23 protein-coding genes are annotated in these 24186 nt (G+C 35.2%); 12 read left to right on the top strand and 11 right to left on the bottom strand.

Features of this window, described 5'->3' with window-relative positions; translation table 11 throughout:
* Positions 1-7: 7 nt before the first annotated feature.
* The 3 genes from F1003_RS14615 (at position 8) to F1003_RS14605 (ending at position 3038) form a co-directional block, all read left to right on the top strand.
* A complete protein-coding gene (locus tag F1003_RS14615; protein ID WP_155090177.1) occupies positions 8-892 on the top strand; it encodes a glycoside hydrolase family 17 protein in 885 nt (294 codons plus the stop codon).
* A 172-nt stretch (positions 893-1064) separates the two neighbouring features.
* Positions 1065-1970, top strand: coding sequence for a T9SS type A sorting domain-containing protein (locus F1003_RS14610; protein ID WP_155090176.1), 906 nt, complete (start codon positions 1065-1067; stop codon positions 1968-1970).
* A 66-nt stretch (positions 1971-2036) separates the two neighbouring features.
* Entirely contained in the window at positions 2037-3038 is a 1002-nt protein-coding gene (locus tag F1003_RS14605; protein ID WP_155090175.1) for a LacI family DNA-binding transcriptional regulator, read from the top strand.
* A gap of 89 nt (positions 3039-3127) precedes the next feature.
* Here F1003_RS14605 and F1003_RS14600 read toward each other — a convergent pair whose 3' ends face one another.
* From F1003_RS14600 to F1003_RS14590, 3 genes are all read right to left on the bottom strand, one after another.
* Complete coding sequence (locus F1003_RS14600) at positions 3128-3361, bottom strand: hypothetical protein (protein WP_155090174.1); 234 nt, start codon at positions 3359-3361, stop codon at positions 3128-3130.
* Between the two features lie 37 nt (positions 3362-3398).
* Entirely contained in the window at positions 3399-3629 is a 231-nt protein-coding gene (locus tag F1003_RS14595; RefSeq protein ID WP_155090173.1) for a hypothetical protein, read from the bottom strand.
* Positions 3630-3728: 99 nt separating this feature from the next.
* The gene (locus F1003_RS14590) at positions 3729-4964 is read right to left on the bottom strand and encodes a 3-deoxy-D-manno-octulosonic acid transferase (protein ID WP_155090172.1); all 1236 of its coding nucleotides are present in this window, start codon (positions 4962-4964) and stop codon (positions 3729-3731) included.
* Positions 4965-5085: 121 nt separating this feature from the next.
* Here F1003_RS14590 and F1003_RS14585 point away from each other — a divergent pair, with 121 nt between their 5' ends.
* The 4 genes from F1003_RS14585 to F1003_RS14570 all read left to right on the top strand — a co-directional run bounded on the left by F1003_RS14585 (position 5086) and on the right by F1003_RS14570 (position 8926).
* The gene (locus tag F1003_RS14585; protein ID WP_155090171.1) at positions 5086-6246 is read left to right on the top strand and encodes a DegT/DnrJ/EryC1/StrS family aminotransferase; all 1161 of its coding nucleotides are present in this window, start codon (positions 5086-5088) and stop codon (positions 6244-6246) included.
* 2 nt (positions 6247-6248) lie between these two features.
* Complete coding sequence (galE, locus tag F1003_RS14580; RefSeq protein WP_155090170.1) at positions 6249-7271, top strand: UDP-glucose 4-epimerase GalE; 1023 nt, start codon at positions 6249-6251, stop codon at positions 7269-7271.
* Between the two features lie 6 nt (positions 7272-7277).
* Positions 7278-8558 (top strand): metal-dependent hydrolase family protein, encoded by a 1281-nt coding sequence (locus F1003_RS14575; protein ID WP_155090169.1) that lies wholly within the window; start codon positions 7278-7280, stop codon positions 8556-8558.
* A 176-nt stretch (positions 8559-8734) separates the two neighbouring features.
* Complete coding sequence (locus F1003_RS14570; protein WP_155090168.1) at positions 8735-8926, top strand: hypothetical protein; 192 nt, start codon at positions 8735-8737, stop codon at positions 8924-8926.
* Here F1003_RS14570 and lspA read toward each other — a convergent pair.
* The 3 genes from lspA to F1003_RS14555 are packed head-to-tail and all read right to left on the bottom strand — an operon-like array spanning position 8923 to position 11301.
* Positions 8923-9429 (bottom strand): signal peptidase II, encoded by a 507-nt coding sequence (lspA, locus tag F1003_RS14565; RefSeq protein WP_155090167.1) that lies wholly within the window; start codon positions 9427-9429, stop codon positions 8923-8925. The two genes, F1003_RS14570 and lspA, sit on opposite strands and share 4 nt — an antisense overlap.
* A gap of 10 nt (positions 9430-9439) precedes the next feature.
* Entirely contained in the window at positions 9440-10333 is an 894-nt protein-coding gene (fabD, locus tag F1003_RS14560) for an ACP S-malonyltransferase (protein ID WP_155090166.1), read from the bottom strand.
* A gap of 35 nt (positions 10334-10368) precedes the next feature.
* Positions 10369-11301 carry a dihydrofolate reductase gene (locus tag F1003_RS14555; protein ID WP_155090165.1) on the bottom strand — a complete coding sequence of 311 codons (933 nt, stop codon included), beginning with the start codon at positions 11299-11301 and terminating at the stop codon, positions 10369-10371.
* Between the two features lie 285 nt (positions 11302-11586).
* Here F1003_RS14555 and F1003_RS14550 point away from each other — a divergent pair, with 285 nt between their 5' ends.
* Positions 11587-11883: an isoamylase early set domain-containing protein gene (locus tag F1003_RS14550; protein ID WP_155090164.1), complete on the top strand. Its 297-nt coding sequence runs from the start codon at positions 11587-11589 to the stop codon at positions 11881-11883.
* Positions 11884-11963: 80 nt separating this feature from the next.
* Here the strand turns inward: F1003_RS14550 and F1003_RS14545 are convergent, their stop codons facing one another.
* The 5 genes from F1003_RS14545 to F1003_RS14525 all read right to left on the bottom strand — a co-directional run bounded on the left by F1003_RS14545 (position 11964) and on the right by F1003_RS14525 (position 17216).
* Positions 11964-12788 (bottom strand): thymidylate synthase, encoded by an 825-nt coding sequence (locus tag F1003_RS14545; RefSeq protein WP_155090163.1) that lies wholly within the window; start codon positions 12786-12788, stop codon positions 11964-11966.
* Between the two features lie 180 nt (positions 12789-12968).
* The gene (locus tag F1003_RS14540) at positions 12969-14681 is read right to left on the bottom strand and encodes a nucleoside transporter C-terminal domain-containing protein (protein ID WP_155090162.1); all 1713 of its coding nucleotides are present in this window, start codon (positions 14679-14681) and stop codon (positions 12969-12971) included.
* Between the two features lie 14 nt (positions 14682-14695).
* Complete coding sequence (locus tag F1003_RS14535) at positions 14696-15310, bottom strand: bifunctional nuclease family protein (RefSeq protein WP_155090161.1); 615 nt, start codon at positions 15308-15310, stop codon at positions 14696-14698.
* 112 nt (positions 15311-15422) lie between these two features.
* Complete coding sequence (locus tag F1003_RS14530) at positions 15423-16385, bottom strand: electron transfer flavoprotein subunit alpha/FixB family protein (protein WP_155090160.1); 963 nt, start codon at positions 16383-16385, stop codon at positions 15423-15425.
* Between the two features lie 84 nt (positions 16386-16469).
* The gene (locus F1003_RS14525) at positions 16470-17216 is read right to left on the bottom strand and encodes an electron transfer flavoprotein subunit beta/FixA family protein (RefSeq protein WP_155090159.1); all 747 of its coding nucleotides are present in this window, start codon (positions 17214-17216) and stop codon (positions 16470-16472) included.
* Between the two features lie 245 nt (positions 17217-17461).
* Between F1003_RS14525 and F1003_RS14520 the strand changes: the two genes are divergently transcribed.
* The 4 genes from F1003_RS14520 (at position 17462) to F1003_RS14505 (ending at position 24177) form a co-directional block, all read left to right on the top strand.
* On the top strand, positions 17462-18439 hold the full coding sequence (locus tag F1003_RS14520; RefSeq protein WP_155090158.1) for a pyruvate dehydrogenase complex E1 component subunit beta: 978 nt from the start codon (positions 17462-17464) through the stop codon (positions 18437-18439).
* Between the two features lie 78 nt (positions 18440-18517).
* Positions 18518-21028, top strand: a complete 2511-nt coding sequence (locus F1003_RS14515; RefSeq protein ID WP_155090157.1) for a DUF5686 and carboxypeptidase-like regulatory domain-containing protein — start codon at positions 18518-18520, stop codon at positions 21026-21028.
* Positions 21029-21108: 80 nt separating this feature from the next.
* Entirely contained in the window at positions 21109-21636 is a 528-nt protein-coding gene (locus F1003_RS14510) for an inorganic diphosphatase (RefSeq protein WP_155090156.1), read from the top strand.
* Between the two features lie 126 nt (positions 21637-21762).
* A complete protein-coding gene (locus tag F1003_RS14505) occupies positions 21763-24177 on the top strand; it encodes a sodium-translocating pyrophosphatase (RefSeq protein ID WP_155090155.1) in 2415 nt (804 codons plus the stop codon).
* Positions 24178-24186: the final 9 nt, after the last annotated feature.

Below are 24186 nucleotides of genomic sequence, written 5' to 3'. Positions count from 1 at the left end.
ATAAGACATGTCGTACAGAGAAGAAAAGCATTTCGCACTGGCATCATTAGATTATGCCAATAAAGACATAAAAGAGATAAAAAAGGCTTACATAAAGATTTTAAATCAAGGAGTACATGGCTTATGCTTTAGTCCTTATATGGAGGGGCAAAAGCCAGGTAATCAATTATCTGAAAAACAAATAAGAAGAAGAATTGAGATTATAAAACCATACACTAAATGGATTCGTTCTTTTTCTTGTACAGAAGGTAATGAAATGATACCTAAGATTGCGAAAGAACATGGCATTAAAACGCTTGTTGGTGCATGGCTAGGTGATGATCTTGAAATCAATGAAAACGAAATTGCTGGATTAATTGATTTGTCAAATCAAGGTTACGTCGATGTTGCCGCAGTTGGTAATGAGGTCTTGTATCGTGGAGATTTATCAGAAGAGGAATTGTTAGAACATATATATAGTGTAAAAAGAGCAATTAAAAATGTTCCGGTAGGCTATGTCGATGCTTATTATGAATTTACTGATCGTCCAAACATTACTGAAGCTTGCGATATAATATTAGCAAACTGTTATCCGTTTTGGGAAGGCTGCGACCAAGATTACTCGTTATTGTACATGAAAGATATGTACAACAGAGCTTTAAAAGCAGGAAATGGAAAAAAAGTAATAATTACAGAAACGGGCTGGCCAAACAAAGGTTCAAAATTAGAAGGCGCACACCCATCAGAAGAAAATGCGTTGAAGTATTTTATAAATGCACAGAAGTGGTCTAAGGAAGACGACGTTGAGATGTTCTATTTCTCTTCTTTTGATGAATCGTGGAAAGTTGGTGCCGAAGGAGATGTTGGCGCTTATTGGGGAATTTGGGACAAAAACGAAAAACTTAAATATTAGCATCAAACGCTTAATAATTAATAATCTAGATGCTAAATATTATAAAAAACATTAAAATTTAACATTTTTACAGCGGTTGTATAGTTTATGTAGTGGTGAATAATTACGCTTCATAAGACTTGCTAGGTATTTTTATAAAATATTAATTTCTAATAACTAAATAATAATAACTATGAGAAAAATTACTTTATTACTAGCATTGTTAACTTTTACATTTGGGTTTTCCCAGACGGTAATAAATTTTGATGCTACGGCTTTTAGCCCTGACCCTATAGGAACAGGTCTAGGTTTTATGAATGTGTTTGAGAATCCAAAAGATGGAACTGTTGGTGCAGGTGCATTTAGTTCAGGTTGGGGAATTCCAGATTTAATTGCCGAATTAGACACAGGTGCTAATTCAGTAACGTTAAAACCAAACAGAGTGGGTGATACTGCAGACCCCTTTTGGATAACAACAGGCGTGTTTGAAGGTAATAAGATAATGGAAGCAAATCTTTACATCCAAGACCCAGCTTTAAATGGTACTGTATTTTCTTTTACAGGAGAAGTAACATCCAACACTCTTGATGATTCTAGCTTAAGTTTCGAATTTGTTACCGTCGTTTTTATCAAAGTATTTGCTTCTGATTTTTCGTCTGTTTTAGCTGAAGATTCAGCTGTTTTGGCACCAGGAACTTTTCTTTTAAATATGGATGCAACATCGTATACTTCTGGTGAGAATATTCAATATGGTTTTCAGATTATTGGTCCAAATATTAATTCAACATCACAATTTGATACAGAATATAACAACTTAGGTAACATCGTTGTACAACCAGCGGTTTTATCTACTGAAGAATTTGAATTATCAGACGTTAGTGTTTATCCTAATCCAACAACTTCAGATTGGACAATTAAATCGAATAGTCAGACTATTAATAGTATCGAGATATTCGATTTGCTTGGAAAACAAGTTATGGAATTAGAGCCTAACAAAACAGATGTTAAGATTGATGCCTCAGAATTAAATGTTGGTGTGTACCTTGCTAAAATTTATTCTGAAAACGGAACCAAGACCATTAAGTTGGTTAAAAACTAAATACCTTATTTTTAGATAAGCAAAATAAAAGAGCGTAAATTATACGCTCTTTTTTATTTTATAATTATGGCAACATTAAAAGAATTAGCAAAACTCCTTAATATTTCAGTGTCCACAGTTTCTAAGGCACTCAACGATAGCCACGAAATAAGTGAGATAACAAAAAGGCGTGTCAATGAACTTGCAGAAAAGGTTAATTATAAACCCAATCGAATTGCGCAACAATTAAAAACCAATAAAACCAAAACGATTGGTGTTATTTTACCCAAGGTAACCAATCCGTTTTTTGCTGAAGTTTTGCATGGTATTGAGACTACGGCTACCAATAGCGACTATGATATTATTGTTTGCTTATCTAATGAGTCTTTTGAGAAGGAGCAGCGTAGTTTAGAGTTATTGTCTAATGGTAGTGTTGATGGTTTTATTATGGCCGTTGCCAGAGATACTCAGGTTAAAGAACAATCAGAACATATTAAAGCAGCAATTGCAAGTAAAATTCCTGTACTGATGTTCGATAGAGTAATCAATGAAATAATTTGTAATAAAGTTATTGTAGATGATTTTAAGTCTGTATATGAAGCAACAGAGTTCTTAATAAAAAAAGAAAGAAGAAAAAACATCTTATTGGTAAGTAATGTTGAAGAGCTTAGTGTTGGAAAACTAAGAATTAAAGGATATCAAAAAGCCATTGAAGAAGCCAAGTTGCAATCACAAATTTTAAAACTTGCAAATGTTGATGATGTAGATGAAAGTGTCTACAATTATTTAAAGGATAATACTGGGATTGACGCTATAATATCCATAGATCATATTACAGGAATAATCGCTATTAATATGGCCAAAAAACTAGGGAGGAGCATTCCTGATGACTTATCTATTATTGGTTTTGGTTATGAGCATACACATCTACTAGCTAGTCCTAAGATTTCAATTATCCATCAGAAAGCATTTGAAATAGGTGAGGTGGCAGTAAAATTATTAATAGAACAACTTAATGATGAAGAACACCAACAGAAAACCTTGATAGTGCCAAGCGAATTAAAACTTTGGGAGTCAACAAAAAATTAACAATAAAAAAAAGCCTGATAATTTATCAGGCTTTTTAGTTTTTATGGAATAATAAAGGAAAACTAGTTCGCCTTTATTTGGTCATCAATTTAATTAGCATCATCAACTGCATCCTCCATGTCATCAGCTGCGTCTTCAGCAGCATCACCAGCGTCGTCAACAGCATCTTCCATAGCCTCACCTGCTTCTTCCATAGCATCTTCTGTTTCTTCTACAGCTTCTTCTATTTGGTCCTCAACCTTTTCTTCTTTAGTTTCTCTACAAGAATTTAACGATAGGCCTAAGAATGCAACTAGAGCCAAACTTAAAATTACTTTTTTCATTTTTTTGTTTATTTATATGATTAGTGATTAATGTAAATTAGTTATCGTCGCCGTCGACTTCGTCAACAGCATCTTCCATGGCTTCACCCGCTTCTTTGGTTTCCTCAACAGCATTGTCCATAGCCTTTCCAGCTTTTTCCATAGCTCCTTCAGTTTCTTTTTCAACGTTTTCAACTGCCGCTTCGGTTTCTTCTTTAGTTTCTCTACAAGAATTTAATGATAGGCCTAAAAATGCAACTAGGGCCAAGCTTAAAATTACTTTTTTCATTTTAATAGTTTTAGTGTTAATTATTAGTTATATGCACTAAATTAACAATTTAAACGAAACTTTAACAAAATTTCGCTCTTTATTGATAGTGCAGCACTGCTATATACGTATGTAATTAAGGATTTGGATGATAGCACCTTTATTTTTTTCGATAAATGCTTTATTGATTTCACCTTGTTTTTTTCTAAAAGTGAGGTCTGATATTAAAGTATTTAAAATCGATTCGAAACCAGGAACCGAAGAAACGGTATTGACACCACCCAAATTTATAAGAGCTTTAGCTTCGGGAAATTTACTATGGTTTTTGCCAATTATTATGGGGATTCCAAAAACAGCAGGTTCTAATATATTATGTAATCCTGTTGTTCCAGCTGCACCACCAACATATGCTATATCTGCATAACTATAGACTTTACTTAGATAACCAATCGTGTCTAGAATAAAAACACCGTAGTTTGATAAATTTTCATTCTGCATTTCTGAAAAATAAATAGTGTTAACCTTAAGTTGAGACTTTAGAGACGCAATGTAACTAGGTTTTATATTATGTGGCGCAATTATGTACTTTATGTTATCGTTTGAATTATTATTAATATAATCCAAATACAACTTATCATCATCTGGCCAAGTGCTTCCAAAAACAACACATGTTCTACCATTTTTAAAGCTTTCAATAAAATCAACTGTATTATCAGTATCCAGTTGATTATATACCCGATCAAAACGCGTATCGCCAGAAACGGAAACATCGTTATAACCTATTCTTTCAAGTAACAATTTAGAATTCTCATCTTGCGTAAAAATATGATTGAAAGCAAATAAAGAAGATGTCATAAAACTTCCATACCACTTAAAGAAACTTTGGTTTTCCCTAAATACTGCAGAAATAAGTATAGCATTTAGGCTTCGTTTTTTTATTTCTGAAAGGAAGTTGGGCCAAATTTCATACTTCACAAAGATGATGTAATCAGGATCCACGATATCCAGAAAGCGTTTGGCATTAGCTTTTGTGTCAAAAGGAAGGTAGACCACCACATCAGCAATTTTACTGTTTTTTCTGACTTCATAACCTGAAGGAGAAAAAAAGGATAGCACAATTTTATAGTCTGAATATTTAGTTCTTAAAGCTTCAAAAACAGGCAAGCCTTGTTCGTATTCACCTAAAGAAGCACAGTGAAACCAAAACGTTTTATCGGTAGGTTTTATTGAGTGTTCTAACTTTTTAAACGTTTCTTTTCTACCATCTACACCTAACTTCAGTTTCTGGTTAAAAAGCGCAATAAGCTTAACAACGAAACTTGCAATATTAATTCCTATGGAATAGAGTAGTCCCAAACATAAAGATTTGTGCTAAAATACATTTCTTTCAATTAATTGCATTGGCATAGCGATTACAATTTTGTATTTTCGCTAAAGACCTAATTCTAGGTTACAGATATAAATTAGAATCTCCGGAATGAAAAAAATCCAAATGGTTGACCTACAGGGTCAATATGCAAAAATCAAGGATGTTGTAGATCCATCAATTCAAGAAGTAATGGATAGTGCGGCATTTATCAATGGTCCAAAAGTACATCAATTTCAAAAAAACCTTGAAGATTACCTTGGTGTTAAGCACGTTATTCCATGTGCCAATGGAACGGATGCACTTCAAATTGCAATGATGGGCTTAGGGTTAAAACCAGGTGATGAAGTCATTACGGCCGATTTTACTTTTGCGGCTACAGTTGAGGTCATTGCGTTATTACAACTAACTCCTGTTTTGGTTGATGTGGATCCTATAACTTTTAATATAGATGTAGAAGCCATAGAAAAGGCCATCACACCGAAAACTAAAGCTATTGTACCAGTACATTTATTTGGATTGGCTGCAGATATGGATGCCATTATGGATTTAGCAAAAAAACATAATTTATACGTTATTGAAGATAATGCACAAGGCATAGGGGCTGATTATTTGCATAGTGATGGAACAAAAACCAAAACGGGGGCTATAGGTCATGTGGCTTCAACGTCCTTTTTTCCTTCAAAAAACTTAGGTTGCTACGGTGATGGTGGAGCAATTTTTACCAATGATGACAATTTAGCGCATACCATTAGAGGTATTGTAAATCACGGTATGTATAAGCGTTATCATCATGATGTGGTTGGAGTAAATTCGAGATTAGATTCTATACAGGCTGCAGTGTTAGATGCTAAATTGCCTCATTTAGATACCTACAATGAAGCTAGACGTAATGCTGCTAGAAAATATTCTGAAGCCTTTAAAGATCATCCAAAAATTACAGTTCCGACAGGAAGAACTGCTTGTGAAGGTATTTGCGGTACATGCGATTGCCATGTATTTCATCAATATACTTTAAACTTAAAAGATGTTGATAGAGACGCTCTGGTGGCACATTTGCAAGAACAAAACATTCCTTGTGGAGTCTATTACCCAATTCCATTGCACCTTCAAAAAGCTTATGCTGACGAGCGTTATAATGAAGAAGATTTTAAAGTGACTAATCAATTGGTGCAATCTGTAATTTCATTGCCAATGCATACAGAATTAGATGATGAACAAATTGAATTTATTACCACCACAGTTTTAAATTTTATAGACGGTAATTCATAAATATGAAAATACTAGTTACAGGCGGTTTAGGATTTATCGGTTCTCATACTGTTGTAGAATTACAGAATGAAGGCTATGATGTTGTAATTATTGATAATCTCAGTAATTCGTCGGTTGAGGTTTTAGATGGAATTACAGCCATTACAGGTAAAAGACCACATTTTGAAAAACTTGATCTTAAAATAAAGGATGATGTTAAATCATTTTTCAATACACATAGTGATATTTCTGGAGTTATCCATTTTGCTGCCAGCAAAGCCGTAGGTGAAAGTGTAAATAACCCTTTAATGTATTATGAGAACAACATTAATACCTTGGTATATGTGCTTCAAGAGTTGAGTCAGCTGAATCAACAAAATTTTATTTTCAGCTCGTCTTGTACGGTTTATGGTCAAGCAGATGAGTTGCCCATAACCGAAAATGCACCAGTAAAACTAGCAGAATCACCATACGGAAACACCAAACAAATCGGAGAAGAAATTATAAAAGACACTTGTAAGGTTAACGAGAAACTCAATTGTATAACACTACGTTATTTTAATCCTATTGGAGCACATCCATCAGCAGAAATAGGTGAATTGCCAATTGGTGTGCCTCAAAATTTAGTGCCATATATTACACAAACCGCTATAGGAATGCGTGAGCAACTTTCCGTTTTTGGTGGTGATTACCCAACACCAGATGGTACCTGTATAAGAGATTATATTCATGTAGTAGATTTGGCAAAAGCGCACGTGGTAGCCTTACAACGTCTAATGTCTGGTAATAATGATTCAAATTTCGATTTTTTTAACCTTGGTACAGGCAAAGGAAGTTCGGTTTTGGAAGCTATTCAATCATTTGAAAAAGTTTCGGGCAAAAAGTTGAACTATAAAGTGGTGGATAGAAGAGCAGGAGATGTGATTTCTGCTTATGCAGATACCAATAAGGCAAATGATGTTTTGGGCTGGAAAACAGAATTAACATTAGATGATGCTATGGCTTCAGCATGGAAATGGGAACAAAAAATTAGAAATAAAAAATAAAGTCATATGAAAACTTTACTTAAAATATTGATGTTGCTGGTCTCAATAACAGTTTCAGCGCAAAACACTTACTTACATTGCGGTAAATTAATCGATACCAAATCTGGAAAACTGCTGACGAAAAAAACCATAGTGGTTTCAGGAGAAAAAATTATTTCTGTTGAAGATGGTTACGTAAATCCACAAAATTCTGAAGATTCAGTCGTGGATTTAAAATCCAAAACCGTAATGCCTGGATTGATAGACATGCATGTTCATATTGAGCATGAGACCAACCCAAAGAAATATCTCCAAGCTTATACACAGAATGACGCTGATGTTGCTTTTGGCTCTGTAAAATATGCCGAGATAACACTGATGAGTGGTTTCACAACCGTAAGGGATTTAGGTGGCTCTGGTGTTAACGTTGCGCTCAGAAATGCTATCAATGCTGGAAAGATTGATGGTCCTAGAATTTTTACAGCTGAAAAAGCTTTAGCAACAACTGGTGGTCATGCCGACCCTACCAACGGAGCAAAGAAAAGTTTAATGGGAAACCCAGGGCCAAAAGAAGGTGTGGTCAATGGAGTGGAAGAGGCCAAAAAAGCGGTAAGACAGCGCTATAAAAACGGAGCGGATTTAATTAAGATAACAGCAACGGGAGGAGTATTGAGTGTAGCTAAAAGTGGCCAAAACCCTCAATTCACTATTGAAGAAATAAAAGCAATATGCGAAACAGCAAAGGATTACGGATTTCATGTGGCAGCACATGCTCATGGAGATGAAGGTATGCAACGTGCTATTTTAGGTGGTGTTAAGACCATAGAACATGGAACGCTTATGAGTGCGGAAACTATGGAACTAATGAAAAAACACGATGTATATTTAGTACCAACAATTAGCGCAGGAAAATTTGTGTCCGACAAGGCTAAAATAGAAGGCTATTATCCTGAAATTATTGTTCCTAAAGCTTTGGATATTGGCCCGAAGATACAAGATATGTTTGGTAGAGCTTACAAAGCTGGAGTCGGAATTGCATTTGGAACAGATGCTGCGGTTTTTTATCATGGGGATAATGGAAAGGAATTTGGTTATATGGTTGAAGCAGGTATGCCAGCCATGGAAACCATACAAAGTGCAACGGTTACCAATGCCATGATTTTAAAAATGGAAGATCAGCTCGGTCAAATTAAATCAGGTTATTTAGCAGATATTGTGGCCGTGGATGATGACCCGACAGAGAATATTTCTACTATGGAAAATGTCACTTTTGTGATGAAAAACGGTAAAATTTATAAAAACCAGTAATTTCCCGATTATCATACTCTCAATGATTTACACAGTGTTTTGAGAATATGTTAATGGTTTTAAGTCTTGATTTTCAATATGATAATCGAAAAAAGGCTTAACCCGATTTTAACACTTATTACTTGACATTGGTTATAAGTCTTTGTTTTTTTGTACTTAATGATAATGGATTTGACATGAAATTGATAAGTATAAAACGTGAGACCAGACAAGAAGGTCGATTTTCAAAAAAGATGGGTGTATTGTCTACAAAAGTCACCTACATCAAAAAGCAATTCTTAAATATACCGATCAAAACACTTCATAAATATCGTGAAACATATTATGGTGAGGTAAAAGATTGTGAAGATTGCCGATTGGCACGCTAAACAGTTTCTTCTGCTTTTTTCTTCTTATTGCTATATATTCCACTGAATAATAACATTATCATTCCTGTGGTGACCGATAGGTCGGCAACATTAAAGATTCCGGTTTTAAAAACGCCTCCTAGATCAATAAAGAAAAAATCCGTGACCTCCCCTCTAGTAATACGGTCAAAAACGTTGGCTATACCTCCACCTATGATACAACAAAAGGCAATAACGCTTAACCGATCTAGTTCTTTTGTTTTTACAATGTAGTACACTACATATAAAAGAACTACAGTAGGTAAAATCAAAAGAAAAATGAGCCTGAGTGTAGGATTCATGTCACTACCCATGCCTAAAAATGCACCTTTGTTTTCAACCCAAATTAATTGAAAGTAATCACCTATTACATCAATTTCACCGTTTCTACCAGGCGTCATTGAGCTTCTAACAATTACTTTCGAAATCTGATCAATAGCAATATTGAATACTATTAAAAGGGCTATAAAAATGTTTCTATTCAAAGTAGAAGATTTAGGCGTTGGTTTCAAAAGTTGCTGAAGCCGTTTCTGCTTCTCTATGTATTTTCTTAACTAGACCTTGTAAAACTTTACCTGGCCCGACTTCTGTAAAATTTGTGGCTCCATCAGCAATCATTTGCTGTACAGATTGTGTCCAACGTACAGGTGCTGTTAATTGGGAAATTAAATTGGCTTTTATTTCATTTTCATCTGTTACTGCGGATGCTGTAACATTCTGATATATTGGACAATTTGGTTTACTAAAGTTTGTGTTTTCAATAGCAGCAGCCAATTCTTCTCTGGCTGGCTCCATCATTGGCGAATGAAAAGCTCCACCAACAGGTAAGACTAAAGCACGTCTTGCTCCTTCTTCCTTGAGTGCTTCACAGGCCTTATTAATCGCATCAATTTCTCCAGAAATCACTAATTGACCTGGGCAGTTGTAATTAGCAGCTACTACAACACCTTCGGTCGTGGCGCATATTTTTTCAACCACATCATCATCTAAACCTAAAACCGCAGCCATTGTACTTGGTTGTAACTCGCAGGCTTTTTGCATCGCTTGCGCACGTTGTGAGACTAGTTTTAAACCATCTTCAAACGTTAAGGCACCAGCAGCAACCAAAGCAGAAAATTCACCAAGCGAGTGACCAGCAACCATATCTGGTTTAAAACTGTCACCTAAAGTCTTTGCTAAAATAACAGAGTGTAAAAAGATAGCAGGCTGCGTTACCTTAGTTTCTTTTAGGTCTTCAGCAGAGCCTTCAAACATTATGTCCGTAATTGAAAAACCTAAGATGTCATTGGCCTTTTCAAACAGTTCTTGTGCTAATGGTGAATTCTCGTAAAGGTTTAAACCCATTCCTGAGAATTGTGCTCCTTGACCTGGAAATATATATGCGTTCATGTGTATCAAAATTTATGCTGCAAAAATAGGAATATTTATTTTCTTAAATAGGTGATAAACGAAAATGCATATTTATGCTTTTCATCAGCATCATGGGTTGTTCTGCTAACTTCTCTCCATTTGGTATCATCGATCTCAGGAAAAAATGTATCCGCATTTTTAAAGGTTGAATGGACACGAGTCATTTCAAGTTTTTCTGCTAAATTAATTGACTGCTTGTAAATTTCACCACCACCTATTATGAAAGGTTGACTGTCTTTTCTGGCAGCATCAATGGCATCTTCAAGATTATTCACCACAATAACTCCCTCAGGAACTTTGTAGTCTGATTGCCTTGTAATAACAATATGTGTTCTATTGGGAAGTGGTTTTGGGAAGCTTTCAAAAGTCTTTCTACCCATAATAATATGGTGGCCAGAGGTTAATTTTTTGAAGCGTTTTAAATCATCACTAAGATGCCAAATAAGGTCATTGTCCTTGCCAATGGCATTGTCTTCACCTGCAGCTACGATAATGGTCAGTTCTCTAAACTTTTTTTTTTCGCTAGTTGGCTTGGAACCAGAAGCCTCGTTATAAGCTTGGGACTGGGCTAGTTTTGTCTCTTCTTTAAGAAAGCCTTGCTTTAATTTTTCTATACGTTCTTTCTGCTGGCTCACCAATTTATCGAGTTGTTGCTTTTCCCAATCCTTACCCATAAACTTATTGGTGATAAACACATTAAAAAAGTGATAAGCAAAAAGAAATAACCACGCTAAAATGGCATAAACAAACCAATCTATTCCGGCTATAGTAAAGTTTTTACCAATACCCAGAACGGTGTTGGCTAGAATTAAAAAAACAGCTCCAATTAAAAAGACAACAAAATGAATGTACAAACGCTTTTTTTGTCTAATGCGTTTTTGGGCGTTTTCTATAAGCTCTAATTGATCTTTATCTATGGTTGAAACTTGTTTTTTCTTTCCGAACATAATTTAAATTTAATAGTATAAAGATACTTTTTTTTAACTAAAACGTTATCGTATTTTTTTGATATGGAAGTGGGATGTTTTTCGAAAACGATATAGTTGATAATCAATAGATAAGCGTGGGTTTTTGGGTTGTTAATCTCATAATTTTAGACCTTTAAAATTATGTAGTTTACTAAAAAGTAAAGGCTATTTTATTAAAATGATAATTCTTTCATTATTAGTAAAGTAAACTATAAATTGTTTGTGATTCTTTTATAGTTTTGACCCATAATTAAATCTATTATTATGGCAATTAAAAAGCAGTATTTAAAAAGTAAGCCGGTTTGTAAGGTAACATTTTCAGTTCCTGCGGAGGAGGCAAAAAGTGTAGCGGTTGTTGGAAGCTTTAACGAGTGGAATACTGAAGCTACAGAATTAAAGAAATTAAAAAACGGAACATTTAAAGGAACCGTTGATTTAGAAAGTAATAATACGTATGAGTTTAGATACGTTGTTGATGGTACATACATCAATGATGACCAAGCAGATACCTATGCTTGGAATGACTTTGCAGCCGCAGAGAACGGAGTATTGAATTTATAATTATTAATGTGCTATTAACCTAAAAAAAGCGTCTCAGTACTGAGACGCTTTTTTTATTTACTAAAATACGTTGTAGCGTTTTATACGGCTACTACACCTTTAATATGTGGATGCGGATTGTAATCTACTAAGGTAAAATCTTCAAACTTAAAGTCGAAAATATCCTTTACCTCTGGGTTGAGAATCATTTTTGGTAATGGTCTTGGATCTCTGGAAAGTTGAAGTTCCAACTGCTCCATATGATTATTATATATATGAGCATCACCAAACGTGTGAATAAAATCTCCAGCTTGGTAACCACAAACTTGTGCCATCATCATGGTAAATAAGGCATAAGATGCAATATTAAAGGGTACGCCTAAAAATATGTCAGCACTACGTTGGTATAATTGACAAGATAATTTACCATTTGCTACATAGAATTGAAAAAACGCATGGCACGGCGGTAAAGCGGCTTTACCATCGGCGACATTTTCTGAAAACGATTTAGAAGTATCTGGTAAAACTGAAGGGTTCCAAGCAGAAACCAACATTCTTCGACTATTTGGATTATTCTTAAGTGTTTGGATAACCTCTTTGATTTGGTCAATATCTTCGCTAGCCCAATTACGCCATTGATGGCCATACACTGGTCCAAGATCGCCATTCTCGTCAGCCCACTCATTCCAGATACGGACCCCGTTTTCTGTTAGGTATTTTGTGTTAGTATCACCTTTTAAGAACCAAAGTAATTCATAAATGATAGACTTTAAATGCAACTTTTTTGTAGTTACCATAGGGAAACCTTCACTGAGGTCAAATCGCATTTGATAACCGAATACACTTTTTGTGCCTGTACCTGTTCTATCTCCTTTTTCGTTTCCGTTTTCTAAAACGTGTTTTACTAAGTCGTGGTATTGTTTCATAATAAGCCCATCTTCCGTCTTCCCAGAGGGAAGAAACTTTCTTATAATTAAGAATATATTGTGGAAACGAATTTAATTAAAATGATACTTATTGAATCGAAATATCTAGTAACAAATATCAAAAGTTATTAACGAGTGTTTATTTTTCCCTTAGGGGAAATGTCCGCAGGACAAAGGGGATTACCCAATTATCATTCCTGCTATAGTCGCAGAAATCAAAGATGCAATGGTACCACCAATCAAAGCCTTCATGCCAAATTTAGAAAGTTGTTTGCGCTGACCTGGTGCTAAAGACCCTATTCCGCCAATTTGGATACCTATTGATGCAAAATTAGCAAAACCACATAGCATATAAGTAGCCATAATAATTGACTTTTCGTAGGTGAGATGTGTAGCATTGGCTACGTTTTTTAAGTCTGCTAATTGAATATAACCTACAAACTCACTGGCAGCTAATTTGATGCCAAGCAATTGTCCCATGAGTGCCATATCTTCTTTAGCCACACCAATAAGCCACATTAGTGGCGCAAAAACATAACCTAAAATAAGCTCGAGCGAAAGATTTTTATATGGTGTGTTGTCTGATATCCAATTATTTAACCCTCCAATTGAACCAATTTTCCCAAATCCATAATTTATCATAGCTATAAAGGCTACAAAAACCAAAAGCATTGCACCAACGTTAACTGCAAGCCTTAAACCTTCTGTAGTACCATTTGCTATAGCTTCTAGGATATTTGATCCTATTTTTTCTTGTGACACAGATACATCTGTATTAATCTTTTCTGTCTGTGGAAATAGTATTTTAGAAATGACAATAGCGCCAGGAGCTGCCATAACAGAAGCTGCCAATAAATGCTTAGCGTAAACAAGTTTTAACGCTTCATCATCTCCACCCAAAAAACCAATGTATGCAGCTAAAACAGCGCCAGCAACGGTTGCCATTCCGCCAATCATAACCAAGAGAATTTCTGACTTATTCATTTTTTCTAAATAGGCCTTAATTAATAAAGGTGCTTCAGTTTGACCTAAAAAGATATTACCAGCAACACTTAGACTCTCTGCCCCAGAAATGCCTAATAGTTTAGTGAGTAGCCATCCCATAGCTTTTACTACCTTTTGAATAATGCCTAAATAAAATAATACAGAAGTTAATGCTGAAAAGAATAATATAGTTGGTAATACTTGGAAGGCGAATATAAAACCGTAAGAGTTTACATCCATAAAACCACCAAATAGAAACTCACTACCAGCTTGAGTAAAGCCTAATATCTTAATAAAAATTTTACCAACAAACTCAAAAATTGTTTTGATAAATCCAATTTTAAGAACTCCTATGGCTATAATAAGTTGAAACACTAATCCAATACCGACAGTCTTCCAGTTAATAGCTTTTCTATTGCTACTGAATAAAAAAGCGATGAAGATTAAGGTAATCATTCCTAAAATACCACGCCACAAACTATTGAAAGAGAAACCTTGACTAGGGATAATGTCAGAATCCGTTAATTCATTAACGATGGCTTCTACTTCGTTTGAGGCAAGTGTTTTAAACTTATAAGAAGTGCCATTTTCAGAAAAAACAAGAGTAGAGTCCGTTAATTCCTGAATTTTATAGCGTCTTATAGTATCATTAGGTTTGTTGTAATAAAATACTAAGAGATTATTCTGAAAAATATAATCACCTGAGGCTTCAAGATTATCTTTAGCTTCAAGATTATATTGAAATTCCCCTTTGTTAAAAACAATGCTATCGTTTTCAGATATATTAAAAAGTGAGTTGCCTTCTGAATTCTCTATGGCTTCAAATTGCCATGTCTTTTCAAGCTCTTGTGCCGTAATTGATGAAAGTCCAATAAAAATAGCAATCAGGGCTCTGAAAAAATGATTCATAAAGGTTATGTTAGTTAGCGCTTAGAAATTTCGTCTCTTATCTTGGCAGCTTTTTCATAATCTTCATTATTAACGGCTTCATCTAAGAGACTGTGTAGTTCTTCTAGGGATTTGTCTTTATAGCTTTCTTGCTCACTTGCTGCCGCTTCAATTTCTTCGGCAATAATGTCATCAACCAGAATACTATCTTGTTCCTCGTCTTCTTTTTTCGGATTGACTTTAAGATAAATACCAGCTTTGTCCAAGATGTTTTTATAAGTAAAAATTGGTGCTTGAAAACGCAATGCTAAAGCAATAGCATCACTGGTTCTGGCATCAATGATTTCTTCAATTTTATCGCGCTCACAAATCAAACTTGAGTAGAAGACACCATCAACCAATTTATGAATAATAACCTGCTTCACCACAATGTCAAAACGGTCTGCAAAGTTTTTAAATAAATCGTGTGTTAACGGTCTTGGTGGACGAATTTCCTTTTCTAGGGCAATGGCAATAGATTGAGCTTCAAACGCACCAATAACTATAGGTAGTTTACGGTCACCATCAACTTCATTAAGAATTAAGGCATAGGCACCATTTTGGGTTTGGCTGTAAGAAATACCTTTAATATTTAAACGAACTAAGCTCATAATTTATAAAACACAAAGAACTGTTTAAATTAGGACTTTACCAAACTGCTTTAGCAGATTTCGATTTTATGCCAATTTAAACAGTCCTTATGAATATTACAAGTTACTAAAATTATGCGTTTTCTGCTTTAAAAGCTTTTAATTTTTCTGTTAGTTTTGGTACAACTTCAAAGGCGTCACCAACAACTCCGTAATCAGCAGCTTTAAAGAAAGGCGCTTCAGCATCTGTATTAATTACAACTTTTACTTTAGAGGCGTTGATACCTGCTAAGTGCTGAATGGCACCAGAGATACCAATGGCAATATATAAGTTAGAAGCCACTGGTTTACCTGTTTGCCCTACGTGCTCACTGTGAGGTCTCCAGCCTAAATCCGATACGGGTTTAGAGCATGCCGTTGCTGCTCCCAAAACTTCTGCAAGTTCTTCAACCATTCCCCAGTTTTCAGGGCCTTTAAGACCTCTTCCTCCAGACACAACGATTTCTGCATCAGCAATGCTTACCTTGTCAGTTGCTTTATCAATTGACTCCACACTTACCCCAGATTCAGGAATTGATGGAGAGAAATCTTCTACAGAAGCACTGCCCCCAGATTCAATGACACCAAAGGAATTGTTAGATAACCCAACAACCTTTACATCAGTTGTAATTTCGGTATTAGCAAAAGCTTTGTTAGTAAAAGCAGTACGCTTTACTGTAAAAGGAGATGTGCTTGATGGTGCTTCAACGACGTTAGAAACATAACCTGCATCTAATTCAACCGCTAAAAGTGGAGCTAAATATTTACTATCTGCGCTAGAGCTTACGACTACAACTTTAGCATCTTCTTGCTTTGCAGCTTGCTCTAAAATAGCAGCATATTTTTTGGCATTGAATTTACCTAAACCATCATTCTTTACTGAAAGCACTTTGGATGCTCCGTAATTCCCTAAGCTATCAGCGTTATCTGCATTGACAGCTACGGCAGTAACCGAAGTTCCCATTTGGTCTGCAATGGCCTTAGCATAAGATACAACCTCTAGAGCTGCTTTCTTAAATTTTCCGTTTTCTGATTCTGTATATACTAGTATTGACATAATATTATCAAGTTTAAAATTTAAAGCACCAAATCCCAAAGTGATCATTTTGGAATTTAGAGTTTGATTTTTTTGGAATTTATTTTAAATCACTTTAGCCTCGTTATGAAGTAAGTTCACTAATTCATCTAAATTATCTGGCTCAACCAGTTTAACAGCGCCTTTTGGAGCTGGCTTTTCAAAGCTTACTGATTTGGTTTCAGCACTGACATCGGTAGGCTCAACCACATTCAATGGTTTTTTACGCGCCATCATTATACCTCTCATATTTGGAATACGAAGATCACTCTCTTCAACTAATCCTTTCTGTCCTCCAATAACTAAAGGTAAAGACGTACTAACGGTTTCTTTTCCACCATCAATCTCTCTAACCGCTTTGGCACTTGTACCGTCAACTTCTAAACCGATGCAATTGGCAACGAAGTTTGCATCAATCATTGCAGCTAACATTCCTGGTACCATGCCGCCATTATAATCAATAGATTCTCTACCAGCTATTACCAAATCGTAACCACCTTCTTTTACCACATTCGCTAATTGTTTAGCTACAGAAAAACCGTCTGTAGCAGGAGTGTTAACTCTAATTGCAGTGTCAGCACCAATAGCCAAAGCTTTTCTTAGCGTTGGTTCTGTTTCTGCTCCACCTACGTTAATGACATCTACACTAGCACCTTGCTTTTCCTTAAACCACATAGCACGTGTTAAGCCAAACTCATCATTTGGGTTAATCACAAACTGTACACCATTGGTATCGAACTTGGTGTCACCATCAGTAAAATTAATCTTTGAAGTTGTATCTGGTACATGGCTAATACATACTAAAATCTTCATATTCTTTATATTATTTAATTTTTAAATTGTAATTCCTTTACACTAAAACGTTTTCGCAACATAATGGTTGTTAATCTGTATTATTTTTAACTTTTAGTGTAAAAAATAGCCCTAAATATTGCGGATACGAAGGTAATTATTTTATTTTGAATATTTACTATGCATGCATAGTAAATTTTAAAGAATTTTGATTTATTTAGTTTTTCAATTATGCTTACTTTTGTTTTTCGTTTAAGAACAAGAGTATGAAGACAATTCAATTTAGAGAGGCCGTTTGTGAAGCCATGAGCGAAGAAATGCGTAGAGATGAGAGCGTTTATCTTATGGGTGAGGAAGTGGCAGAATATAATGGTGCTTATAAAGCGTCTAAAGGCATGTTAGATGAATTTGGTGCGAAGCGAGTTATAGATACACCTATTGCGGAGCTTGGTTTTGCAGGTATTGCTATTGGGTCTACCATGACAGGAAATCGCCCAATCGTTGAATATATGACCTTTAACTTCTCTTTAGTTGGAATTGATCAAATTATAAATAATGCGGCAAAGATTAGACAAATGTCTGGTGGACAGTTTAAATGCCCTATTGTTTTTAGAGGTCCAACGGCTTCCGCAGGTCAATTGGGAGCAACGCACTCGCAAGCATTTGAGAATTGGTTCGCTAATACTCCAGGTTTAAAAGTAATCGTACCATCCAATCCTTACGATGCCAAAGGCTTATTAAAGGCTGCAATAAGAGATGACGATCCTGTGATTTTTATGGAGAGTGAGCAGATGTATGGAGATAAAGGTGAAGTGCCAGAAGGAGAATATGTTTTACCAATTGGTGTAGCGGATATTAAACGCGAAGGGACTGATGTTACTATTGTGTCTTTCGGGAAAATTATAAAGGAAGCTTACAAAGCGGCAGACGAATTAGAAAAAGAAGGTATCTCTTGTGAAATCATAGATTTACGAACTGTTCGTCCTATGGATAGAAAAGCTATTTTGGAGTCTGTAAAAAAGACAAATAGATTAGTGGTTTTAGAAGAAGCCTGGCCTTTTGGTAATGTGGCAACCGAAATTACGTATTTAGTGCAATCAGAGGCTTTTGACTACCTGGACGCTCCTGTAGTAAAAATAAATACAGCTGATACACCAGCACCATATTCACCTGTGCTTTTAGAAGAATGGTTGCCAAATAGTGAAGACGTTATAAAAGCGGTGAAAAAAGTTATGTACAAATAAAGCGCAACTTTTTGCGTTATATAAACTTCATCAAGTAAAGTGTAAGTTTTGCACAATAGTTGATGAAGTTTTTTTATTATGAAAAAGAAACTACTTATACTCTTTTTGTTTTTTGGAATTATAACGGCTTTTGCTCAAACGAAAGTGAGTGGTTATGTCTATGATGAAAACAACGACCCAATTCCTTTTGCTAATGTACTATTCAAAGGCTCAACAGAAGGAACCATAACCAATGAAGATGGAAAGTTCTATTTAGAATCTGATGAAACATGGGAAACCTTAATAGTGTCCTTCATTGGTTTCGAAATTCTAGAAGTTCCACTTACTAAAAAAGTTAACTACGATTTAAAATTTATTCTAAAAGAAGAGGCTTCGTCTTTAGATGAGGTGGTTATTGTAACAGGAAAGCAATCTAAAAAAGCTTCTGAAAATCCTGCGATTCGTATTCTGCAAAAAATATGGGAACGTAAACGACAAAATGGATTGAGTCAATTTAAGCAGTATCAGTATGACCAATATGAAAAAGTAGAGTTTGATCTCAATACTATAGATAGTTCGCTGATTAAAAGTAAACTTTTTAAGGGTATGGAGTTTGTGTTTGAAGAAGTGGACACATCTTCTGTAACAGGTAAAACATACTTACCAATCTTTTTAAATGAGTCTGTAAAAAAAGTTTATGGTGATAATATCCTTAATGAAAAACGAGAGAATTTATTGGGTAATAAGAACTCTGGGTTTAGTAACAACCAGGTTATAATAGACTTTGTTGACGATTTATATTCAGACTACAATGTATACGATAATTACCTAAAGTTTTTTGACAAGAGTTTTGTTAGCCCATTGAGTAGAACAGGTGTCCAAACCTACAATTATGTACTTTCAGACAGTGCTTACATCGACAATAAATGGTGCTATAATATTATCTATTATCCTAGACGAAAAAATGAGTTGACCTTTAAAGGAGACTTTTGGGTTAACGATTCTACCTATGCGATAAAAGAAATTAATATGCAGGCTTCAAAAAGCGCCAATATTAATTGGGTTAAAGAGATTTATATTGAACAAGAATTTGAGGTGCTGAACGATTCTGTGTTCTTAATTAAACGTGATTATTTCCTGTCGGATTTTGCATTAAACAAAAAAGAAAAGTCTAGAGGTGTTTATGGAAAACGAACAACTCTATACGATAACTATCAATTTAACCAGCCAAAGGATGAAGATTTCTATGACAAAGAAGTTTATAATTATGATAAAGATGTTTATAATAGGGAAGATGATTTTTGGGAAAAGAACAGGCTAGAAGCGTTAAATAAAGATGAAAAAGGTGTCTATAAAATGTTGGATACGCTTAAAACTGTAAAAAAATTTAAGCGACTTTATAATATAGGGAGCATTTTGGCTTCTGGCTATGTGGAGTTTCCAAGTATAAATTTCGATTATGGACCGATCTTTTCAACTTTTGGTTTTAACGAAGTAGAGGGTTTACGGTTAAGAACTGGCGGAAGAACGTATTTTGGTCCAAATGACCCATGGAGACTCGAAGGGTTTTTGGCATACGGCTTTAGAGACAATAAGTTTAAATACGGTTTATCAGGTAAATGGTTGTTGGATGAAAAAAGCCGATTGACCTTATTTGGTGGTACGCGAAGGGATGTGGAGCAAATTGGAGCAAGTTTAACAAGTTCTACGGATGTGCTGGGAAGAAGTTTAGCGTCATCTTCAGTTATAAATACAGGAGCTAATGATAAACTCAGCAATATAAAGTTGACCAATTTGGGTATGTCTATTGAGCCTTCCCGAAATTTTGTGGTGCGTCTAGACGGAAGTTTTAGAAATGTACGATCAGCATCACCAACTTTTAGCTTAGATTTTAATGATCCTGAATCACCTACAGGAATCTCCTCTGAAGTAAAACAGTTTGAAACTCGACTCTCACTAAACTTTTATCCAAAACGAGAAATGACGGGTTTTGGTGTAGAACGAAAAACAAAGAATGATAATTTCGCAAAACTATTTGCGCAGGTTACCAGAGGTGATCGTGATTGGTTTGATAGCGATTTTGATTATACAAAACTACAGTTCTCATATATACAACCATGGCAGGTTGGAGGCTTTGGTCGTTTAACCACATCCATAGAAATGGGTAAAACCTTTGGTGAAGTGCCTTTGGCTTTGCTAAGTGTTGTGCCAGGTAATCAAACGTATTTTTCAATTTATAATACATTCTCTCAACTCGATTTTTATGAGTTCGTAACCGACACCTACACATCGATGCATATAGAGCATAATTTTAATGGACGATTGTTCTCTCGTATTCCATTCTTAAAAAAATACAATTTAAGGGCTATTGCAAGTATTAGAGGTGTTTGGGGAGAATTGTCAGATGAGAATATTGCATTAAGCACTACTGGAAATCCAGTAGAATTTCCACTGGTTGCGCCAGACTCTAAAGTATACTACGAGTACAGTTTTGGAGTCGCAAATATCTTTAAGATATTACGGATAGATTTTAATTTTAGAGGTAACTATTTAGATAATCCTGATGCTAGAAAATTCGGTGTAACAGGAAGTTTTGGATTCTACTTTTAACCCTCTTCACTATTTGCGTTTTCATTAGGTATAACTGTATCTAAGTTATATATTTGCAGCCCCTTAAAAAAATAGAGAATATGACTAAGCCTAAAAAACTGACCTTCGATGTATTAATAGAAATACCAAAAGGTAGCCGTAACAAATACGAATATGATTTTGTGTTAAATAAAATACGGTTCGATAGAATGTTATTTTCATCAATGATGTATCCAGGAGATTATGGGTTTATACCAGAAACTTTGGCATTAGATGGTGATCCTTTAGATGTTTTGGTAATGGGATCTGAACCTACATTTCCCATGTGTGTTATGGAAGTAAAACCAATTGGTGTATTTCATATGGCAGACGAAAAAGGGCCAGATGAGAAACTGGTGTGTGTACCTGTAAGCGATCCTATTTGGAACAGCTACATGGATATTATGGATTTAAATCCGCACAGAATGAAAGAGATTACCCATTTCTTTCAGGTTTATAAGGATTTAGAGAAAAAGAAAGTTGATGTTGGCGGTTGGGGAAATGCAGAAGAGGCTTACGATATTCTTAACAAATGTATAGACCGTTACGAAGCTAGTGAACATAAGAAAAACAGAACTTTCACAATATAATTACGATATTGATAGTATAACATCAATAGTGTTGAGCCACCTTTAATTTAAGGTGGCTTTTTTTATCAGGTATATTTTTCTATTTTTGGCAACGTTAAAAAATTAACTTAACTAACACATATCAATATGGAATTATTAATTAAAGGTTTGCCAGCTTTTGGAGTTTTGGCATTACTATTTGTATTCATTAAGAGTGCTTGGGTAAACAAACAAGATGAAGGAAGTGATAAAATGGCACGTATAGCCAAAAACATTGCTGATGGTGCAATGGCCTTTTTAAAAGCTGAATATAAAGTTTTAGCAATTTTTGTAGTAGCAGTAGCGGTGTTATTGTTCTTTAAGGGAAGTAATGAAGAAGGCTCAAACTGGATGGTAGCAATATCATTTATAGTTGGAGCGATTTGTTCAGCTTTGGCTGGATTTATTGGGATGAAAGTTGCTACTAAAGCAAATGTTAGAACTACACAAGCTGCGAGAACGTCTTTAGGTAGAGCATTAGAAGTTGCTTTTGCAGGTGGGTCTGTAATGGGCTTAGGTGTTGTAGGCTTAGGTATTTTAGGATTAAGTGGCTTATTTGCAATATATCAAAGTATGTGGCCTGGATCAGAAAATTTAGGTATGGTACTAAATGTACTTTCAGGATTTTCTTTAGGTGCATCTTCAATTGCTTTGTTTGCACGTGTTGGTGGAGGTATTTATACAAAAGCGGCTGATGTAGGTGCTGATTTAGTTGGTAAGGTAGAAGCTGGTATTCCAGAAGACCACCCTTTAAATCCTGCAACAATTGCAGATAATGTTGGTGATAATGTAGGTGATGTTGCTGGTATGGGAGCAGATTTATTCGAATCGTATGTTGGTTCTATTATAGGTACTATGGTATTAGGTGCTGTTATTATAACTCCTAATTTTGATGGCTTAGGAGCGGTATATTTACCTTTAGTTCTTGGTGCTGTTGGGATTATAATGTCTATCGTAGGTACGTTTTTTGTAAAAGTAAAAGATGGAGGAAACCCTCAAACAGCCTTAAATATTGGAGAATTTGGTTCAGCAGGATTGATGGCTGTTGCAACATACTTCCTAATTCAAGAGTTTATACCAGAGACATTTAATTTAAATGGAGTAGAGTATACATCTTTAGGAGTGTTTATTGCTGTAATAGCTGGTTTAATAGCTGGTTTAGCTGTTGGGAAAATAACCGAATATTATACTGCTACAGGTAAAAAGCCAGTAATGTCTATTGTTAAACAATCAGAAACTGGTAGTGCAACTAATATTATAGCAGGCTTAGGTGTTGGGATGATGTCAACAGCTATTCCTATTATTTTAATAGCTGCAGCTATTATTATTTCTCATCATTTTGCTGGTTTATATGGTATCGCAATCGCAGCTGTAGGTATGTTAGCAAATACAGGTATTCAATTGGCTGTAGATGCTTATGGACCAATTTGTGATAATGCAGGTGGTATTGCTGAAATGGCAGAATTACCGAGTGAAGTTCGTGAGCGTACAGATAAATTAGACGCTGTTGGTAATACAACTGCGGCTGTTGGAAAAGGTTTTGCAATTGCTTCTGCTGCATTAACGGCATTGGCATTATTTGCCGCTTTTATGCAGACAGCTGGAGTAATTGCTATTGATGTATCTCAACCAAAAATTATGGCTGGATTATTAGTTGGTGGTATGCTACCATTTGTATTCTCAGCATTATCCATGAATGCTGTTGGTCGTGCTGCTATGGCAATGATTGAAGAAGTTCGTCGTCAGTTTAGAGATATTCCACAATTAAAGGCTGCTTTAGAAGTAATGCGTAAATACGATAGTGACATGTCTAAAGCATCTGAAGCAGATAGAAAAATATTTGATGATGCAGATGGTGTTGCAGATTATGGAAAATGTATTGATATTTCTACAAAAGCATCAATTAAGGAAATGGTATTACCAGGTTTACTGGCAATCGTTGTTCCAGTAGCAGTTGGTTTTATTGGAGGTGCTGAAATGTTAGGTGGGCTTTTAGCAGGTGTAACAACTTGTGGTGTGCTTATGGCAATTTTCCAATCGAATGCAGGTGGTGCTTGGGATAATGCTAAGAAGACTATTGAAGAAGAAGGCAGAAAAGGAACAGAGGCTCATAAAGCGGCTGTTGTAGGTGATACCGTTGGTGATCCATTTAAAGATACTTCTGGGCCTTCGTTAAATATCTTATTGAAGTTGATGTCTGTAGTGGCATTAGTAATAGCTCCAAGTATTGCATTATCTTCAGACGATTTGTCTGCTTATGCTTCTAATAATATGAACATTGAAAAAATGGAAATATCTAAGGAAGTAAAGGTAAATATGGAAAGCAATGATGACGGAACCGTTAAAGCTGTTGTGACCACTGTAACTTCTGAAAACGGTGAAGAATCAACAGATACTCAAACTTTTGAAGGTACTAAAGAAGAGGTTGAAGCTAAACTAGACGCCATGAATGAAGTTTCGGATGATGTAGAGGTGAAAGTCAAAAAAGTAATTAAAGAAGTAAAGGAAGAAGTAAATAACTAATAGTTATTA

The sequence above is a fragment of the Winogradskyella ouciana genome, from assembly GCF_009709615.1.
GTDB lineage: Bacteria > Bacteroidota > Bacteroidia > Flavobacteriales > Flavobacteriaceae > Winogradskyella > Winogradskyella ouciana.
This window is presented reverse-complemented; position numbering and strand designations above follow the sequence as displayed.

What these genes read in the sequence shown, in the direction of transcription:
- F1003_RS14600 (WP_155090174.1), bottom strand. Translation starts at nt 3,361, where the DNA reads ATGAAAAAAGTAATTTTAAGTTTGGCTCTAGTTGCATTCTTAGGCCTA.
- F1003_RS14585 (WP_155090171.1), top strand. Translation starts at nt 5,086, where the DNA reads ATGAAAAAAATCCAAATGGTTGACCTACAGGGTCAATATGCAAAAATC.
- F1003_RS14575 (WP_155090169.1), top strand. Translation starts at nt 7,278, where the DNA reads ATGAAAACTTTACTTAAAATATTGATGTTGCTGGTCTCAATAACAGTT.
- F1003_RS14510 (WP_155090156.1), top strand. Translation starts at nt 21,109, where the DNA reads ATGACTAAGCCTAAAAAACTGACCTTCGATGTATTAATAGAAATACCA.
- F1003_RS14530 (WP_155090160.1), bottom strand. Translation starts at nt 16,385, where the DNA reads ATGTCAATACTAGTATATACAGAATCAGAAAACGGAAAATTTAAGAAA.
- F1003_RS14515 (WP_155090157.1), top strand. Translation starts at nt 18,518, where the DNA reads ATGAAAAAGAAACTACTTATACTCTTTTTGTTTTTTGGAATTATAACG.
- F1003_RS14615 (WP_155090177.1), top strand. Translation starts at nt 8, where the DNA reads ATGTCGTACAGAGAAGAAAAGCATTTCGCACTGGCATCATTAGATTAT.
- F1003_RS14505 (WP_155090155.1), top strand. Translation starts at nt 21,763, where the DNA reads ATGGAATTATTAATTAAAGGTTTGCCAGCTTTTGGAGTTTTGGCATTA.
- fabD (WP_155090166.1), bottom strand. Translation starts at nt 10,333, where the DNA reads ATGAACGCATATATATTTCCAGGTCAAGGAGCACAATTCTCAGGAATG.
- F1003_RS14520 (WP_155090158.1), top strand. Translation starts at nt 17,462, where the DNA reads ATGAAGACAATTCAATTTAGAGAGGCCGTTTGTGAAGCCATGAGCGAA.
- F1003_RS14570 (WP_155090168.1), top strand. Translation starts at nt 8,735, where the DNA reads ATGAAATTGATAAGTATAAAACGTGAGACCAGACAAGAAGGTCGATTT.
- F1003_RS14525 (WP_155090159.1), bottom strand. Translation starts at nt 17,216, where the DNA reads ATGAAGATTTTAGTATGTATTAGCCATGTACCAGATACAACTTCAAAG.
- F1003_RS14605 (WP_155090175.1), top strand. Translation starts at nt 2,037, where the DNA reads ATGGCAACATTAAAAGAATTAGCAAAACTCCTTAATATTTCAGTGTCC.
- F1003_RS14555 (WP_155090165.1), bottom strand. Translation starts at nt 11,301, where the DNA reads ATGTTCGGAAAGAAAAAACAAGTTTCAACCATAGATAAAGATCAATTA.
- F1003_RS14545 (WP_155090163.1), bottom strand. Translation starts at nt 12,788, where the DNA reads ATGAAACAATACCACGACTTAGTAAAACACGTTTTAGAAAACGGAAAC.
- F1003_RS14535 (WP_155090161.1), bottom strand. Translation starts at nt 15,310, where the DNA reads ATGAGCTTAGTTCGTTTAAATATTAAAGGTATTTCTTACAGCCAAACC.
- F1003_RS14610 (WP_155090176.1), top strand. Translation starts at nt 1,065, where the DNA reads ATGAGAAAAATTACTTTATTACTAGCATTGTTAACTTTTACATTTGGG.
- F1003_RS14540 (WP_155090162.1), bottom strand. Translation starts at nt 14,681, where the DNA reads ATGAATCATTTTTTCAGAGCCCTGATTGCTATTTTTATTGGACTTTCA.
- F1003_RS14595 (WP_155090173.1), bottom strand. Translation starts at nt 3,629, where the DNA reads ATGAAAAAAGTAATTTTAAGCTTGGCCCTAGTTGCATTTTTAGGCCTA.
- galE (WP_155090170.1), top strand. Translation starts at nt 6,249, where the DNA reads ATGAAAATACTAGTTACAGGCGGTTTAGGATTTATCGGTTCTCATACT.
- F1003_RS14550 (WP_155090164.1), top strand. Translation starts at nt 11,587, where the DNA reads ATGGCAATTAAAAAGCAGTATTTAAAAAGTAAGCCGGTTTGTAAGGTA.